Genomic DNA, 17,345 nt, shown 5'->3' on the forward strand with positions numbered 1-17,345 from the left:
CTGCTGCTAACCGAACAGGCCGGGGCCGAGGCGCTGCAGCAGCGTATAGGCCTCGTCATAGGTGGTGGGAACTTCGTCGGTGGGGAGGCCGAAATTCTTCACCAGCATCCCCATCAGCGCGCGGCCGGGCGGGCTGAGCGGAGCCTTGCCGGCCGCCTCGGAGAATGGGCCGCCGGCTTCGGGGTTGGGCGGCACATATTGCGGCGTGGTCTCGGGCCAATCGGCTGCCGGGCGCGGATCCGTCAGGTTGATGGCGTTGCCGAGGTCGCGTGCCCCGGCGTCGCGGGCGGTGAGCGGTGCAAGGCCATAGCGGTTGCAGAGCGTCGCGATGGCGGCGGCGTGGTGCATCGGCTCGTTGATGATCGTTCCGGCTTGCGTATAGGCAGAAATGGCGATGGCCGGCACGCGCACCCCGAGCCGATCGAAGGCAAAACCCATCTCAGTATCGGTGAGGCCGGCCGGCGGCGTTGCCGCAGGTGGCGGCACGTGGTCGTAGGTGCCGCCATGCTCATCGAACGTAACCAGCAGCAGCGTGTTGCCGGCATTGGATCCGGTAGGCGAGGCGGAGAGGCGGATCGCCGAATAGACCTCGTGCAGCAGCTTCTCGCCGGCCCGCACGTCGGAATTGCCGCCGACCTGCACGGTGACGCCGTCGGCGCCGACGAAATCGAAGGCAGCGACCGGCGGATGCATGTCGTTGTGGTCGAAAATGATGCGCGGCTCGATGAAGGCATAGGCCGGCAACGTGCCGGCGGCGGCATCGGCATGGAATTGCTGCATGCCGCGAAACCTGGTCTTCCAGTAGGGCATGAGCGCCGGGCCATTGATCAGCCCGGTCAGGGAGACGATCTGCGTCTCGTCGAAATACACCGCCCAGGAGATGCCCGCTGCCTCGAGCCGGTTGAAGATGGTCGGCGCGGCATTGAGCTTGGGGTCCATCCACTTGAGATAACCCACTGCGCCACCGCTATTGGTGACGAAACCGGACGAGGTCGAGGCATTGAAGAAGGCGCGGTTGCAGAAGGTCTGCGACGGCACGGCGCAATGCCAGGCGTCGTAGACCGCAAAGCCGCGGGCCAGCGTGCTGAACACTGGCAGCATGTCGGGGCTGAAGCCGCCCATTACCACGGCATACTCGTCCGGTTCCGGCTGCCGGCTCTGCGTTGCGACGAAGTTGTTGATGTAGTCGGTGATGAAGCCGTTCATGCCCGGCGTGGAGCCGGCGGGTGGCGCGTTGAACGGCGCCGTCATGGCGCTGAAATCGAGCCCGGCATTGCCTGGCGGGTCGACCGTGCCGAACAGCTGCGTGTTGACGTGCGGGTATTCCTCGCCCGGGTCCGGCGTCGGGCTCGCCATGATCGCGTCGGTCGCGCCGGCATAGATATGCGCCGCGATATCACCGCTCGGCGACGGGTTGGCGAAGCTGCCATTGCCGATGCCGTCAAAACTCTGTCCGTCGGGGACCTGACTAGGCGGATAGAGGTGGCCCAAAAGGTTATCGAACGAGCGGTTCTCGAACATGATCACCACCAGGTGGTCGAGCGCTGCGGCCGGATCGCCCTTCGCCACCGCCTCGGCAGCATGGCCCGGCGTGGCGCTCGCCCCGGCCATCGCCGCAGCGCTCAGCTTGAGGAAGTTGCGCCGCGATGGGCCGGCGGCCTTGCTCAAGGCACGGGCGCCTGGCTGGTGGCGGCGATGGCGAGTTTCCAGCCCTCGGCCGGTGTCTCCTCGAGGTTGAGGCGGGTGACCATGTGGTAGAGCCGGTCAGTATCGCTGCCCGAAGCGGTGCAGAAGCGATCCTGCAGGTAGAAGGGCGGCGTCGCCTGGTAGTAGAGCGTGGCGCTGACGCTGGCCGGCTTGCCGCTGATCTCGCTGAGCGGCACCGCATAGGCGATGCTGTCCGAGCCGCCCGCGACGTAATCCGGGTCGTCGCCGATGCCGACCGAGCCGGCTTCGAGCGCCAGGTCGTCGCCGGCGCCCAGCGCATTGGCGATCTCGACCCGCTGCTCGAGCGGCAGGTAACCGTCGGGCAGCAGCCGGTTGTCCTTCACCGTCGAGCAGATCGAGAGGAAGCTCGTGGTCAGCTGACCCGAGGGGGACGAGCCGGCGCCGCAGACCGGCGCCGCGCCGCCAGGGGTCGAGACCAGCTCCTGGTAGACCTGCGCCTGCGATTGGCTGGTGATGGTCTCGAAATGCGGCTGGTGCAGCCGCTGCTCCGGTGCGATGCGGGCCTTGCAATTGGCATCCCACCAATACTCGCCGTCGAGCGGTGCAGCATTGGCGTCGACCAGCGCGCCCGCGGCGTTGGTGTTGCCCGAGCGCCACAACAGCTGGCCGCCGGCATCGAGCACCGAGAACTCGATGAAGGCGCGGCGGAACCCGACCCCCGAGGGGAATTTGTGCCCGACCTTGTTGGTCACCTTCACCGTGGCGGTGAGCGCCGTGTCGCTGACGGCGACACTGCCCACCGCGATATCGGCGGTGTGCTGCCTCGCCTGATCCAGCATGGCGCCCTCGGTCCAGAGCAGCGGGTCGGTGCCCTTGGTGCCCAGCATCGGATCGGCGATCGGGATGCCGAGGATATCGGGGAACTGCTGGGCCAGCTTGACCAGGAAGACATTGAGCCCGACCAGGGTGTGCAGCGCGAAGTTATCGCGCGTCTGGAGGTCGATCTTCTCCGGTGCGGTGGCGTTATCGGCCTGCGGGAAGTTCGAGTATTCCTGGATGCTGGCGATCTTCGACTTGTACGGCACGCCATTGGCGTCGCTGGTCGCCATGTGGCAGTCCTGGCAGGAGAGCGGGGTGGTGCCCGCCCCTTGCGGCAGCACCCCGTCGGGTGTCGAGCCGGTGCGAAAAGCGCTGAACGCCCACTCGGGATAGGTCGTCTGCTCATAGATATGGGCAATGATTTTGCCGTCCTGCAGCACCGGCAGGTGCACCGTGTGGCAGGAGCCGCAGACCTCCGACGCGGCGATGGTCGGATGCTCCTCGGGCGTGATGCCGAGCGCCTGCTTCATCGGCGTGGTCTGCGGCTTGTCGAACGGCCCGATCAGCGAATCCGGCGGGCCGACGAGAAAGCTGCCGGTGAAGGTCTTGGCAAAGCCGGTATTGTCGGGGTTGAGCAGCGCCTGCCGCTCGGCGACGCAGGCGTTCTGCGGCGCCGCGAGCAAGTTCTCGGTGACCCGATCGCCCAGCGCCATGCGGTGGCAGGCGGTGCACGAGACGCCGTCACGGGCCAGCATGGCGTATTGGGCGAGGTGCGACGTGCCGCCCTCCCAGGGCAGCGTCTCCAGCACCGAGCGCTCGAAGCTCGAGCACTGCCCGCCCGCCAGCTTGCTATCGATATTGAACTGCCGTTCCCCGGCAATGCCGTGGCATCCGAGGCAGACCGTCTGCACGGTGTCGGCGGAGTCCGGGTGGAAAGTCTGCGTCTCGCTCGCCAGCTGCGCGAAGAAGAACGGGTCGCGTCCGGCAAGCCCCATCGGCGACGACCGCCAGGTTGCATAGGGCGACAGGTTGTCGAGCGTATTGCCGTGCGGGTTGGGCTGCGTCATGTCGAACTGCAGCCCGGTGCTGCCGGCATCGTGGCAGCCGATGCACTGGCTCGACGTGAGGAAGGTGTCGGCAGCGGTCGGCCCACCCGCCGCCACCCAGGTATTGTCATAGGTCTGCGATGGCATCGGCTGCACGGTGGCGGCCGGCGGCAGCCCCTCGGCATAGGCCATCAGGTCTTTGACAATAGCGGGGTCGGGCGTGCTGAACGGCACCAGCAGGCGCGGCGCCCCGAAATCGGCCTGTGCCGCCGCCTGGTGCTGGGTTGGGGTCGCTGGCGTCGCCGGGTCGTCGACGAAGAAGTTCTGGCTGAGGAACACTGTCGGCGTGCCGGGATGCCCCTCGATATTCGCGGTGGTCGCGAAGGTCAGGTTGTCCTTGGCCGAGGCGTGGCAGTTCATGCAGTATTGGGCAAAGCCCATATCGGGGATCGAGTTGCCAGGCGGCGCCGGCCAGTCCGGGGTCCAGCCGCTCTTGGCGCCAAAGCCGTACCACCCCCAGAACCAGCCATCGAACGAAGCGTCGGGCGCGCGGATCATGACGGCCGCGCCGCTGGTCGGGAACAGCTTCATCGGGTCGACGCTGGCGCAGTCGGCGGCCGGGGCCGGGTACATCTCCTTGATCATTACCGCCCCGGCGGGCACCGGCGGCGGCGTTACATTCGGATCCGTGGCCTCGGAACGATATTGCTCAAGCCAGGCCAGCATCTCGGGCGAGTACCAGATCACCACCGGCGCGTGCGTGCCGTGCTCGCTGCCGATCCACTTGCCATCGGCAAGCGTCGCGGTGAACGGCCCGGTATCGCGCACCGTCTTGTCGCGGGCCCAGCCGCGGGCGGGATCGCGGTGGCAATAATGGCCAAGGAAGGCGTCGAGCTTCTTCTCATAGACATCGAGCGCGAAGCCACCGGGGTTGCGGATATCGGCGTCGAGCGAGAGGCAGAGCTGCGGATCGACCGGTGCCAGCGCCGTCTGCTGCTCGGCCGGGCAGGTACCCGCCACGGCGCCGGCCGCTGACAGCAGTGCCATCGCGAGGCCGCCGACGAGCGTTGCGAGCGAGCGCCTCGGCGTTATGCGCTTCCGTTGCGTGGAGCAGGCCGCCTCGATGGTCACGAGAATCCTCAGCTCGGTTGGGGGATGCCCTCGATCAGTCGTTCGGAGAAGATTTTGGCGATGGTGTAGAGCGACTGCATCGGATTGGCGCCGACCGAGGTCGGGAAGATGCTGCTGTCCATCACGTAGACATTTGGCACCTCGCTGCCATCGGCAGCCCACAGCCGATGGTTGAGCGACACCACGCCGGTACCGCTCGGCCCCATCTTGTTGGTCGCCTGCAGGTGCGCCGAGGTCAGCACATTGCGGTTCGGGATGAACTTGAGGTTTTCATCGATCAGGTCGGCCTGCTTGATGTCGGTGAAATAGGTGCCGACCATCGGATCGAAATTCTCGACCCCGAGCACGTTCTCGTTCGAGGGGATGATCACCTTCTTCGCGCCAGCGAGGAACATCATCCGCACCCCGATCGCCACTCCGATGCGGAACCGCGCCTTGTCGCTATCGCTGAGCGTGTATTCGAGCACCGTGTCGCCGGTCGCGTCGAGCACCACGCGATTGTCCGCCGACGGCGTATCGACAAGCATGCAGCCAAAGCCGACATAATTGTTGAACCGCGCCATCTCCTCGTAGACCTGCTTGCCGCTGCCCGGCACCAGCAGCGCGCCATAGGCGGGCAACCCGGCCATCGTCTCGTAGATGAAGCCGGGCGAGGCGCCGAACGAGGAGACATAGGTGGCGCTGTCGAGCCCATCGAGCAGGTCGATGACCTTGTCGAACAGCCCGAGCAGTGGCACCGATGGATGGAGGATCAGCCCGCGGCCGATCCGGTCATTGGCGACCTTGGGGTTGGCCTTGGCGGTGTTGAGCAGCACCCGCGTCGTGCCGATGGTGCCGGCCGAGACCACGATGTTTTCGGCCGCGATGCTCACCGGCACATCGGGTGTAATGCCGAGCTTTGACGGGTCGACCACCGTATTGCCGTAGTCGGTCCATGGCGCCGTCATGTGCAGGGTGACGCCGGTGGCGCGCGTGCCGGTTGCATCGAACACAATCTCGTCGACCGTCGCGTCCGGAATGATGCCGAGCGGATTGGCGGTGTCGGCGATCGCTGGGTAGAGCAGCTGCCGGGCGGCATCGAGCTTGTCGTTCACCGGCGACGGCGAGTCGCCGACCGGGAAGCGGTTGAGGTGATAGAGCGAGGGGTCGGCGCCATAGGCGGCGGCGCCGTCCCACAGCGCCTGGTTGTCGTTGTTGAGCTCGCTCTCGGCCAGTGTGCGCGTGCCGATCGCCTGGCGCACCCACTCATAGGCGGTGGCGAGCCGCTCGGTCGAATAATAGGTGCCATCCATCAGCCCATCGGCAATCCAGCCATTGATGCGGGTCTGCACCGTGGATTCGAGCGGCGAGAAGGCGAGGTCGATATTGACGGCCGAGCCGCCGCCCAGCGTCTCGCCGCTGCGGATCACCACCGCATTGTCGGCGGTAAAGGACTGGTCGCCCTTGTACATCAGGCGCGGGTAGCTGCGCGTCGTCATCGAGCCCCAGACCACGAACGGCCCCTTCTCGATCAGCACCACCCGCTTGCCGGCCGCCTGCAGCTGGCTGGCGACGGTGGCGCCGCCCGGCCCGCTGCCGATCACCAGATACTCGATCGGCCCGTCGGCATGGCTGATGGTCTTGCTCGCCGCATCGTAGCTGAGCCGGCTCGGTGCGATCGTCGGCGCGTTGAGCATCGAATAGACATCGGGCCGGCTGACGAACACCGGCGGGGCGAGGAAGTTGCTGAGCGGCTGCGCCAGCGGCAGGTCCCAGATCGAGGAGAGATAGGCCTCCCGCAGGATCGAGGCGATCTGCGTCGAGACGGGACCGGCCGTGCCCTCGAACAGGTACGAGTAGAGCGGCGTCCTCAGCGCCGGATCCATCGCGCCGAAGCCCCCCGGGGTGGTGATGAAGGCCTGCACCGCCGGATCGCTCGACGCCTTCAGCTCGGAATAGAACGGCAGCGCCTGCGGTTCGGTGAACCCGGCGAGCAGCTGCGCCACCGGCGAAGCCTCGAAGCCTGAAAGCATGGCCTTGCTGACTTCGGCGGCGATCTCGGCGATGGATTTGGCCGCATCGGGCGGCAGCCCCAGTTCGGCCTGCGGGAACCACAGGTCGAACAGGGCATCGTGGGTTTTCTCGATTGCTGCCGCGGCGGGCGCCGACTGCGCCCAGGCCGGAGACGAGGCAATCGCCGCCACGGCCGCGGCCAGCGACGCCATGAATTGACGCCGGTCCAATCCGGCAGGGCGGAAGGCAGAACTATCAGCCACGAGCCAACCCCTCAGATGACTACTCGGCGAAGTCAGGATTTACGCTGCCAGTCGTGCCGTCAATTCACGTTTCTACTACAATGCGAAGGACTTATTCGGAGTGCGGGCAACATCCGTTCCGGCAGCAATCACGGTGGCGGCGGCGACAGGATGGCCAGCGGCTCGATATCGCCGATGGTGTGGATCGAGCCGTGATAGCCCGGCTCATATGGCAGCCCCGGCCGGTTGTCGGGATAGACCAGCAACTGGCAGGTGATGGCCTCGATCGGGAAGCCGTCCTTCAGTTGCGTGCACAGCTCCTGGTTGAGCGTTTCCCAATAGGGATTTTTGGCAGGATCGACCGCATCCATGAACTTCATCGCATGGCTGCGCAGGTCTTCGTAGTTCGGGATATCGGCTTCGGCGATGCCGCTGTTGTAGCGGTAGTGGAAATACATGTTCATCGTCTGCCCGCCCTGGTTCTGGGTCTTGTACCCCGGCACCTCGAACAGGAACTCGCGCTTGATGGCGGGGCCCTCCGATTGCCCAAGCACTGGCTGTCCTACCGTCACCAGGGGCAGCACCAGGATAATCCATGCCAGTCTGTGAACCCGCATCGATGACATCTTGTCCTCGTCGGATAACTAGGGATCACCGAGCCTAACTCCCGCAAGCTGACAGAACGCCCACAGCCGGGACCAGAGGGCGAAACGCCTGCCGCTACCCCCTCCGGTTGGCATTGCGAAAACTGCTGGGCGACATGCCTTCGCGTTGCGCAAAGACGCGCGAGAAGTAGAAGGCGTCCTCGAAGCCGGTCTGGTGGGCAATCGCCTCGATGCCGGCATTGCTGATCGCCAGCATCTCCTTGGCCCGGTCGAGCCGCAGACGCAGCTGGAACGCTTTGGGCGGCACGCCAGTGGCGGCGATGAACTTGCGCCTCAGCGTCGCCGGCGACATGCCGAACTCCTCGGCGAAGCGGGTCAGGTCGACGGTCTCGAAGGCCCGCTCACGCAGCGCTTCGATCGCCGGGGCGATCGGGTGTTCGGCGCGTTCGCGCCGCTCGATCAGGCCCTGGTGCGCCGCAGTGAGCGCGATGCGCTGCATGCGGGCCCCGGCCGAGGCGCGGGCGAGGTGCGTGTCGTCGCCCATCTCCACCCGCAACAGCGCGAACAGCCGCTGCATTTCACCAAGCTCGTGCAGTTGCAGCAGCGGTTGGCGCGGCTCGATCAAGGCGCTGACCAGCACGTCGTTGGCGATCCGCCCTTCGAACAGCGCCCATTGCTCGTCCCAGTCGGTGCCCTCATCCGGCCCGTAGGAATGCACCATTCCCGGCCACAGCCAGAAGATGGCCGGCGCGACCACAACCTGGCTGCCGCTCGACGCGGTGTGCAACCGGCCGCGGCCACGTTCGACCATCACCACGGCGAACAGCTCGAGCTTCCGATCCTCGATCTGCGTCGAGATCCGGTGCGCCCCGTATTCGAGCACCCCGAGCAGCGGCGCGGTGCCGGGAATATGTGGGCGATAGGCGGCGACGGAAAGGTTGGCCATGAGCGAAAAGTCCAGATGGTGCTTTTGTCTATGGTGACGCTGACGCTCATACCATAGCGATACTGCATCACCAGTCGTTCCAATGGATGATCGAAATGTCAAGTTCCGTGGCTGCGGAGCGGCCTGCCGCTTCGCCCATGCCGCCGCTGCATGCCAATGGCCAGACGCTGTCCTCGGCGCCCAACCGCATGGGCTACCTGACGCCGACCAGTGCGACCACCAGCCTCGTTGAGATGCGCCGGCAGTACGAGGAGCAGGGCTACCTGTTCATCAAGGGGTTTCTGGACCGGCAGGACGTCATCGATTTCCGCGGCTGGGTGTTCGAGCAGCTGGCGGCGGGCCGGCTGACCGAGCCGGGCACCGATTTCGCCGCCGGCATTTCCGCCTCGCGCTCACCCGACAAGGCCTGGCTCGATCGCCGGCTGATGTCGCTGGTGCGCTCGACCGCCTATGAGGGCTTCTGCGCGCAGCCGCGGCTCGCCCGCTTCATGGACGCCTTCCTCGACGGGCTCTCCTACCTGCATAAGCGCAAGATCATGCGCTTCACCCAGCCCGGCACCACGACAGTGACGCCAGCGCATTACGACCTGGTCTACCTGCGCGGCGGCACCAGCCGCATCGTCACGGCCTGGATCCCTATCGGCGACACCTCGGTTGCCATGGGCGGGCTGACCTATCTCGAAGGCTCGCACCGCATCGGCAGCGATATGGAGGCCAAGTTCCAGATCGAGGGCATGGACCTGACGCCGGAGGAGCGGATCAGCGCCTACAACAAGAACATGACCGAAGGCGGCTGGGTCTCCAAGGACCTGCCCGAGATGGCCGAGCGCTTCGACACGCGCTGGCTGGTCGCCGATTACGAGGCCGGCGACGTCATGCTCCACAGCCCGTTCATGATCCACGCCTCGACCACCAACCAGGATCCCGAGCGGCGGATCAGGCTCTCGACCGATATCCGCTACCAGAACGTCGACGACGAGATCGACGCCCGCTGGAACAACCACTGGAGCCTCAACGACATGCTCTAGCAGCCTGTCGCCTCCCAAAAGCCGACCGACAAGCAAGAGGCGCCATACGCGCCCCGCGAGGAGAAACCATGCCGAAAACCACCAGGACTCTCAGCCTATTGGGCTGTGCCGCGCTACTGCTCAGTGCCTCGACGTCGCTGACCACGGCGCAAATGCTGGAGCCGACGACGCCACCCGACCCGCCGAAATTCGACGCGCAGGGCACGCCCAATTTCGTCGGCGTCAAGGACATGTTCGAGTACCGGGCGCTGCCCGAGTACCACGAACCGGCCTGGGTGACCGAGAAGTTCGTTGCGACCGGCAAGCTGCCGCCGGTGGGCGAGCGCCTGCCGAAAGAGCCGCTGGTCTACAAGGCCTCGAACCTGCCCGATGGCATTGGCGTCTATGGCGATGTGATGCGCCACGTCATCGGCGGCCGGCCGGAAGGCTGGAACTATATGGCCGGCCAGTCGCAGGGCTGGGGTGGCACCGATATCGGCACCATGGAGTGTTTGACCCGCACCGGACCGCTGTTCCAGGTGAAGGCCGAAGAGCTCGAGCCGCTGCCTAACCTCGCCAAGGGCTGGGAATGGAGCGAGGACGGCCACCAACTGACCATGCACCTGATCGAAGGGGCGAAGTGGTCGGACGGGGTGCCGTTCACCTCGGAAGATGTGATGTTCTACTGGGAGGACAATGTCGTCGACCCCAACGTTACGCCGCTCAACGGCGCCTCGCCCGAGAGTTTTGGTGAAGGCACCACGCTCCGCGCCATCGACGATTACACCATCGAGTGGACCTTCAAGGACGCCTTCCCCAAGCAGTATCTCTACCAGATGGCCTACGGAAATTTCTGTCCGGGCCCGGCGCACATCTTCAAGCCGCTGCACCCAAAATACTCGTCCAACACCTACGACCAGTACAAGAACGCCATCAAGCCGGAATACCTCAACATCCCCGTCATGGGCGCCTGGGTGCCGGCCGAGTATCGGGCCGACGACATCATCGTCATGCTGCGCAACCCCTACTACTGGAAGGTCGACGACGCGGGGAACCAGTTGCCCTATCTCGACGAGGTGCACTACCGGCTCTCCACCTGGGCCGATCGCGACGTGCAGGCCGTGGCCGGCACCGCTGACAATTCGGCGATGGAGCAGCCGGAAAACTACGTCGAGGCCCTGAAGCGCGCCGCCGACCCCAGTGCCCCGTCGCGCCTGCAGTTCGGCGCCCGTACCATCGGCTACACGCTTTATCCCAATCTCAGCGCCAATGGCTGGGGCGAACCCGACAGTCGCCGCCAGGCGGTGCGTGAGCTCAATCGCAACTTCGATTTCCGCAAGGGCGTCACCAGCGCGCTCGACCGCCAGTCGATCGGCGAGGCGCTGGTCAAGGGGCCGTTCACCGCCATCTATCCGGGCGGCCTCTATGCCGGCACCACCTTCTACGACAAGGCCTCGACGGTCTACTATCCGTACTCGGCCGAGACGGCAGAGGCTTACTTCACCAGGGCCGGCCTCGCCGATACCGATGGCGACGGCATCCTGAACTTCCCGGCGGACCAGGAAGGCGGGCGCAATCTCGAAATCACCATCCTCGCCAATGCCGACTATCAGACCGACAAGAACCTCGCCGAGGCGGTGATCGCACACCTCGAGCGGGTCGGCATCCGGGTGGTCGCCAACTTCATGACCGGCACCCAGTTCAATGCCGCGCAAAGCTCCGGCCAGTTCGACTGGGTGGTGATCCGCAACGGCTCGGAACTGGTGGCCGTGGTGCAGAACACCGCGTCGCTGGCGCCCACCGGCCCGCGCATCGCCGCACAGCACCAGGCCGGACCTGACGGCACCATGGACCTGCTGCCGTTCGAAACCGAGATGGTGGAAGCGGTGAACGCCTTTACTGCCACCGACGACGCGGCGGAGCGCATCGCGCTGATGCAGCGCTACCAGAGGCTCTATACCGAGAACATCTACGCCATCGGGCTGACCCAGTATCCGGGCGCTGAGATCATCAACAAGCGCTTCGCCAACGTGCCGGCCGGCGTGCCGATCTTCATGTTCAACTGGGACGTCGACAACATGATGCGTGAGCGGCTGTTCGTGCCGGCCGACAAGCAGCCGGGCTATGAGCTGCACCCGCAATCGCTGCCCGGCGCCCCGGGCATCGGCAACGGCCCGGTCTCTTAGATCGTTTCACCGTTTCAATGAAACGCCGAAACGCTCCAGGTCATTGGTTTTGTCGCGCTTTCGAACCGGAAAAGTCTGCAACTTTTCCTGAAAGCGCTCCTAGCCAGGATTACTGAACCTCCCGGTGCGGCGGTCGCCAGATCGTCAAAACCGATCACTGCTGCACCAAGGCCGGTGGGGGTGGCGCAAGCCATCCCCACTGCATTTGCTCTCAGCACTAGTTGGTATGTTCGACGCGCCTGACCCGCCCGGATCGGGCTTTCGTCTGTCGCGCACGACCTCAGCGGCAGTTGGCGGCGCTGGTCGCCATTGCAATCATGGCTAATTTTTTGTATAGCTCGGCACACAACTTGTATTCCGGCGCGAACCAAGAATACCGGGACAGCACCTCCGCTCGAATTGCGGAACGAGCTCATGGTGCAGAAGTAGAACTCCCGGCCGTACCATCCGATCTGCGCCGGATGTATTCTGCAACAATCAGAGGCCAACGGTAGATAAGGCTGTGTTGTCGATGATGTCGACAGCGCGGTCGATGATTTGTTTTATTCCGCAGGCGAATACAAAGCGTCAACACGTAAGCGGGGAGCAGTTACAAAACACTCTAGGGAGCAGTCATCATGGCAATCGTTCTAACAGGCGACGAATTCGTCGTGCTCGACGAGTCGCAAGGGCTACAGAACACCGGAGTATCCAGCACCAACGAGGACAACGACGACAACGATATAGTCTATACCGACCTGCCCGCCGCCTTCGCTACGCGGCTCTTCGACGCCGGCCAGCTCAACTTGAGCAGTGCATTTGCCCAGGCCAACGGCGCGGCCCAGAACGACTTCATTTCACTCACCGACGGCTCGACCCTCACCGGTTTCGTCAAGAGCGACGGCAGTGCGTTGCTGGCCTATGACGCCGGCACGACCGTTCCGACCACCGGCGTGCTCGCCGGCTTCACCACCGTTGATGGCGAGGCGATCTATCTGTTCGCCGACGAGGCGACCGGGCTGGGATCTTCCATGTTCCTCGGTGTCGACGTAAATGGCGACATCGTGCTCGCTGGCTACCTCGAGGCAGACGGCACCATCTCGACGGTGCAGTTCGAGGCCATCACCAATCCCGATAGCGGCAACCATGACGATCCGGTCGATCTGAGCGGCCTGCTCGACGTGGGGGCCAGCGGCACCATCGATTTCGATTTCGATGACCTGCCATCGAGCAACAACCTGTTTGCAACGCTGGGCGCGTCTCCCGACGGTCCGGCGATCGTCATCTTCGGCGCCGACATTCATCTTCAGGCCGATGGCACACCCACCAATACAAGCGACATGATGTTCATGTCCCAGGCCGGACCCAATGCCACGATCGGTATGAACAACCAGATGTTCAACCCCGGCGACGCGGCGTTCTTTGCCTATGTCAACGACGTGAACGCCGACTTTCTGTCGGGCTGGGAGCCCAATGGGCTGACCGGCACTGAGGCTGACGATGCCGACAACGCGCTCTATACCGGCGGCACGCTGGACGTGACGGCGGCCCAGTTCACCATCGCTCAGATCCAGGGCAACGGCACCGGCAGCATGAAGCTGACCACCTATCTTGGTGCGGCCGACACCGCCCGTGACCTGCTGACCGGCCCGACCGACGGTGCCACCTCGCCCAATATCATCGCGGTCAACGTCACCATTGGCGGGGTTACCACGACGTTCGACAACGATGCTGATCCGGCCGTGAGTGGCTTTGATGTGTCGGGCCTCGGCACCACCACGGTGACACTGACCGGCGTCGATGACGGCTACCTCATCGAGTTCGTCACCGACAGCGAGCACAACCGCGTCAAGATCGAAGGCACCGCCGGCAAGTTTGATATTGGCGGCTTCACCATCACCGAAGGCACGTTCGTCCACGAGCCGGTCGGTGACCGGATCGTATTCGAAGACGATGGCCCATCGGTCGGCGATGGCGAGGGCACGCCGGCGCTGACGGTCGATGACAGCGACTTCACCACCAATGACTCGGCCAGCTACGCCAACCTGTTCGATGTCGATTTCGGCACCGACGGCGGCAAGGACAGCGACAATGACGGCACCGTCGACGTTGATGCCGTCACCTACAGCCTCAGCATCGGTGTCGGCGCCAGCGGCCTCACCGACACGCTGACCGGCGATGCCGTCGTGCTCAGCATGGATGGTGCTGCGGTCGTCGGCAAGGCGGGGGCCGCTGGCCCCGAAGTGTTCCGCATCACGGTCGACGTCAACACCGGCGAGGTGACGCTCGACCAGAGCCGCGCCGTTGTCCACGACGATCCGGACGATGACGAGGAGAGCGGCTCACCTGCCCAACTGGCCTCGGCCGACCTCATCGCGCTGACCGCCACGGCCACCGATGACGATGGCGACACCGACGACCACACGGTCGGCATCGGAGACACGTTCAACTTCGAGGACGATGGTCCCTCGATCGACCGTAACCTGGTCGAAGTTCCGGCCCTCACGGTCGACGACAGCGACTTCGCCACCAACGACTCGGCCGACTTCTCGGTCCTGTTCACCACCGCCTTCGGCAATGACGGGCCCAAGGATACCGACGATAACGACATCCCCGATGCCGATGCCATCACCTATGAGCTCGGGATCAATGCCGGGGCCAGCGGCCTCACCGACACGCTGACCGGCGACCCTGTCGTGCTCAGCATGGATGGTGCCGTGGTTGTCGGCATGGTCGGCACCGAGGAGGTGTTCCGCATCACCGTSGATGCCGATACCGGCGAGGTGACGCTCGACCAGAGCCGCGCCGTCGTGCACGACGATCCGGACGATGACGAAGAGAGCGGCTCACCCGCTCAACTGGCGGCTGCCAACCTCGTCACCCTGACCGCTACCGCCCATGACGGTGACGGCGATCATGATGATGCCGTCGCTGACATTGGCCTCGCCTTCAACTTCGAGGATGATGGGCCGTCGATCGATCGCAACCAGGTCGAGGTTCCGGCCCTCACGGTCGACGACAGTGACTTCGCCACCAACGACTCGGCCGACTTCTCGGTCGTGTTCACCACCGCCTTCGGTAATGACGGGCCGCTCGATGCCGACGACGATGACGTGGCCGATGCCGATGCCATCACCTACGAGCTCGGGATCAATGCCGGAGCCAGCGGTCTCACCGACACGCTGACCGGCGACGCTGTCGTGCTCAGCATGGATGGTGCCGCGGTTGTCGGCATGGTCGGCACCGAGGAGGTGTTCCGCATCACCGTCGATGCCGATACCGGCGAGGTGACGCTCGACCAGAGCCGCGCCGTTGTGCACGATGATCCGGACGATGACGAGGAGAGCGGCTCACCCGCTCAGCTGGCGGCTGCCAACCTCGTCACCCTGACCGCCGTCGCCGTTGACGGTGATCTTGACCACGATGACGCCGTTGCCGATATCGGCCTCGCCTTCAACTTCGAGGATGATGGGCCGTCGATCGATCGCAACCAGGTCGAGGTTCCGGCCCTTACGGTCGACGACAGTGACTTCACCACCAATGACTCGGCTGACTTCTCGGTCGTGTTCACCACCGCCTTCGGCAATGATGGCCCTCTCGATGCCGACGATGACGACGTGGCCGATGCCGATGCCATCACCTACGAGCTCGGGATCAATGCCGGCGCCAGCGGTCTGACCGACACACTGACCGGCGACGCTGTCGTCCTCAGCATGGATGGCGCCGCGGTTGTCGGCATGGTCGGCGCCGAAGAGGTGTTCCGCATCACCGTGGATGCCGATACCGGCGAGGTGACGCTCGACCAGAGCCGCGCCGTCGTGCACGACGATCCGGACGATGACGAGGAGAGCGGCTCACCCGCTCAGCTTGCCGCAGCCAACCTCGTGACCCTGACCGCCGTCGCCGTTGACGGTGATCTCGACCACGATGACGCCGTTGCCGATATCGGGCTTGCGTTCAACTTCGAGGATGATGGCCCGTCGATCGACCGCAACCTGGTCGAAGTTCCGGACCTGGTGGTTGACGAGTCGGCATTCGGCAGCGTCTTCGCCGATTTCTCGAGCCTGTTCACCACCGCCTTCGGCAATGACGGGCCCAAGGACACCGACGACAACGACATCGCCGACGACGATGCGATCACCTATGCCGTGACGATCAGCAATGCCGGCGACGACACCGGTCTCGTCGACTCGCTCACCGGCGAGGCGGTGGTGCTCGGCGTCAGCGGCCTCGACGTGATCGGCGTTACCGAGATCGGCGGGCTGGAGGTGTTCCGCGTCTCGGCCGACGGGGAGACCGGCGTGGTCACCCTGACGCAGAGCCGGGCCGTCAAGCATGACGATCCGGACGATCCCGATGAGTCCAGCTCGCCCGCCACCTTCACCTCGACCAACCTGGTGAGCCTCGTGGCGACGGCCTATGACGGGGATGGCGACCACGACAGCGCCACCCTCGATATCAGTGCGACGTTCCTGTTCGAGGACGACGGCCCGGCGATCGGTCCGATCTCCGGCGGCATGGTGGACTTCGTCAGCGGCGATACCGTCTCCCACCTGCTTGGAGCGGTTCCCGGTGCCGACGGCGCCAATGCCAAGATCACCGACTTCACCGAGAGTTTCGATTTCGGTTTCGGCGAAGTGATCGGGGTGCAGGAAGGCGACCAGACGGTCACCTACTACCTGGACGAGAACGGTGACGGCTCGATCGGCGCCGACGAGGATACGGCGTTCTTCCGCCTGAGCCTCGATACCACCGCCACCAATCCGGCGAACTGGAGCTACCTGTTCGAGACGCTTGAGGATCCGGAACCGGCCAGTATCGAGTTCAACTTTGACGAGCTGCCTTCGGGTGCGAACCTGTTCGGCGTGGTCGGCGAGTCCTCCTCTGATCCGGCGATCCTCGTCTTCGGCAAGAAGACCGTCGTCAATGCCGCCGGCAACTACACCAACAAGAGCGATGTGATCCATACCTCGCAGGGCGGCACCGGAGCGACCATCGGTGTGAACAACCAGATGTTCGACCCCGGCGAAGGCGCCTACTTCGTCTACATCGACGACCCGGTGGCCAACTACCTGTCGGGCGTGCCCGGCGGGCTGAGCCCAACCGAAGCGGACGATGCCGACAACGTGCAGTACACCGGTGGCACCGTGGACGTGACCACGGCCTCGATCACCATCTCGCAGATGCAGGGCAACAAGGGTGCATCGATGAAGCTCACGACCTTCCTCGGCACCGCCGAGCAGGGCCGCGACATGGTGCTGACCCCGAACGGGACTTCGCCCAACATCATCGAGGTGCGCATCATCAAGCCCGACGGGACGGTCTATGAGTTCGACTCCGACTCCGACCCGGCGATCGGCTTCATCGATGTGACGGGCCTGGGTGGCACCTCGGTGGTCGTTACCGGCCTCGACAAGGGCTACACCGTCGAATGGGATACTGACACGCTTCATAACCGCGTTCTGGTTGAAGGCGTCGCCGGCAAGTTCGACGTCGGCAAGTTCAGCATCGGCGAAACCGGGACGACACCGGACGGCCAGCTCGACTTTGAGGTGACCATCGAGGACTTCGACACCGCGGGTGACACGGCAGTAGCCGACTTCACCATCGGCATCGATGGTGACCTCGACGGGGTGATCACCATCTAGCGGCAACAAGCCTTAGCCGGCCGGGGGCAAACCCCGGCCGGCGTCTTTTGCGGCGCGTTCCTTGCCAAGGCGGTTG

8 protein-coding genes are annotated in these 17,345 nt (G+C 64.7%); 3 read left to right on the plus strand and 5 right to left on the minus strand.

What is annotated here, in order from left to right; translation table 11 throughout:
- Window positions 1-6: 6 nt before the first annotated feature.
- From ASC89_RS13665 to ASC89_RS13685, 5 genes are all read right to left on the minus strand, one after another.
- The gene (locus ASC89_RS13665) at window positions 7-1,668 is read right to left on the minus strand and encodes an alkaline phosphatase family protein (RefSeq protein ID WP_055998653.1); all 1,662 of its coding nucleotides are present in this window, start codon (window positions 1,666-1,668) and stop codon (window positions 7-9) included.
- On the minus strand, window positions 1,665-4,580 hold the full coding sequence (locus tag ASC89_RS13670) for a hypothetical protein (protein ID WP_055999005.1): 2,916 nt from the start codon (window positions 4,578-4,580) through the stop codon (window positions 1,665-1,667). Before ASC89_RS13670 ends, ASC89_RS13665 begins: the two co-directional genes overlap by 4 nt.
- Before the next feature lie 92 nt (window positions 4,581-4,672).
- Entirely contained in the window at window positions 4,673-6,868 is a 2,196-nt protein-coding gene (locus ASC89_RS13675; RefSeq protein WP_055998655.1) for a GMC family oxidoreductase N-terminal domain-containing protein, read from the minus strand.
- A 179-nt stretch (window positions 6,869-7,047) separates the two neighbouring features.
- The gene (locus ASC89_RS13680; protein ID WP_156384619.1) at window positions 7,048-7,515 is read right to left on the minus strand and encodes a hypothetical protein; all 468 of its coding nucleotides are present in this window, start codon (window positions 7,513-7,515) and stop codon (window positions 7,048-7,050) included.
- A gap of 103 nt (window positions 7,516-7,618) precedes the next feature.
- A complete protein-coding gene (locus tag ASC89_RS13685) occupies window positions 7,619-8,449 on the minus strand; it encodes an AraC family transcriptional regulator (protein WP_055998658.1) in 831 nt (276 codons plus the stop codon).
- 95 nt (window positions 8,450-8,544) lie between these two features.
- Here ASC89_RS13685 and ASC89_RS13690 point away from each other — a divergent pair, with 95 nt between their 5' ends.
- The 3 genes from ASC89_RS13690 (at window position 8,545) to ASC89_RS13700 (ending at window position 17,269) form a co-directional block, all read left to right on the plus strand.
- Window positions 8,545-9,477 carry a phytanoyl-CoA dioxygenase family protein gene (locus tag ASC89_RS13690; protein WP_055998660.1) on the plus strand — a complete coding sequence of 311 codons (933 nt, stop codon included), beginning with the start codon at window positions 8,545-8,547 and terminating at the stop codon, window positions 9,475-9,477.
- A gap of 68 nt (window positions 9,478-9,545) precedes the next feature.
- Window positions 9,546-11,642: an ABC transporter substrate-binding protein gene (locus tag ASC89_RS13695; protein WP_055998662.1), complete on the plus strand. Its 2,097-nt coding sequence runs from the start codon at window positions 9,546-9,548 to the stop codon at window positions 11,640-11,642.
- A 617-nt stretch (window positions 11,643-12,259) separates the two neighbouring features.
- Window positions 12,260-17,269 carry a DUF5801 repeats-in-toxin domain-containing protein gene (locus ASC89_RS13700; RefSeq protein WP_055998664.1) on the plus strand — a complete coding sequence of 1,670 codons (5,010 nt, stop codon included), beginning with the start codon at window positions 12,260-12,262 and terminating at the stop codon, window positions 17,267-17,269.
- Window positions 17,270-17,345: the final 76 nt, after the last annotated feature.

It is taken from the genome of Devosia sp. Root413D1 (assembly GCF_001425235.1).
Taxonomy (GTDB): domain Bacteria; phylum Pseudomonadota; class Alphaproteobacteria; order Rhizobiales; family Devosiaceae; genus Devosia_A.

What these genes read in the sequence shown, in the direction of transcription:
- ASC89_RS13670 (WP_055999005.1), bottom strand. Translation starts at nt 4,580, where the DNA reads ATGGCACTGCTGTCAGCGGCCGGCGCCGTGGCGGGTACCTGCCCGGCC.
- ASC89_RS13675 (WP_055998655.1), bottom strand. Translation starts at nt 6,868, where the DNA reads ATGGCGTCGCTGGCCGCGGCCGTGGCGGCGATTGCCTCGTCTCCGGCC.
- ASC89_RS13680 (WP_156384619.1), bottom strand. Translation starts at nt 7,515, where the DNA reads ATGCGGGTTCACAGACTGGCATGGATTATCCTGGTGCTGCCCCTGGTG.
- ASC89_RS13685 (WP_055998658.1), bottom strand. Translation starts at nt 8,449, where the DNA reads ATGGCCAACCTTTCCGTCGCCGCCTATCGCCCACATATTCCCGGCACC.
- ASC89_RS13690 (WP_055998660.1), top strand. Translation starts at nt 8,545, where the DNA reads ATGTCAAGTTCCGTGGCTGCGGAGCGGCCTGCCGCTTCGCCCATGCCG.
- ASC89_RS13695 (WP_055998662.1), top strand. Translation starts at nt 9,546, where the DNA reads ATGCCGAAAACCACCAGGACTCTCAGCCTATTGGGCTGTGCCGCGCTA.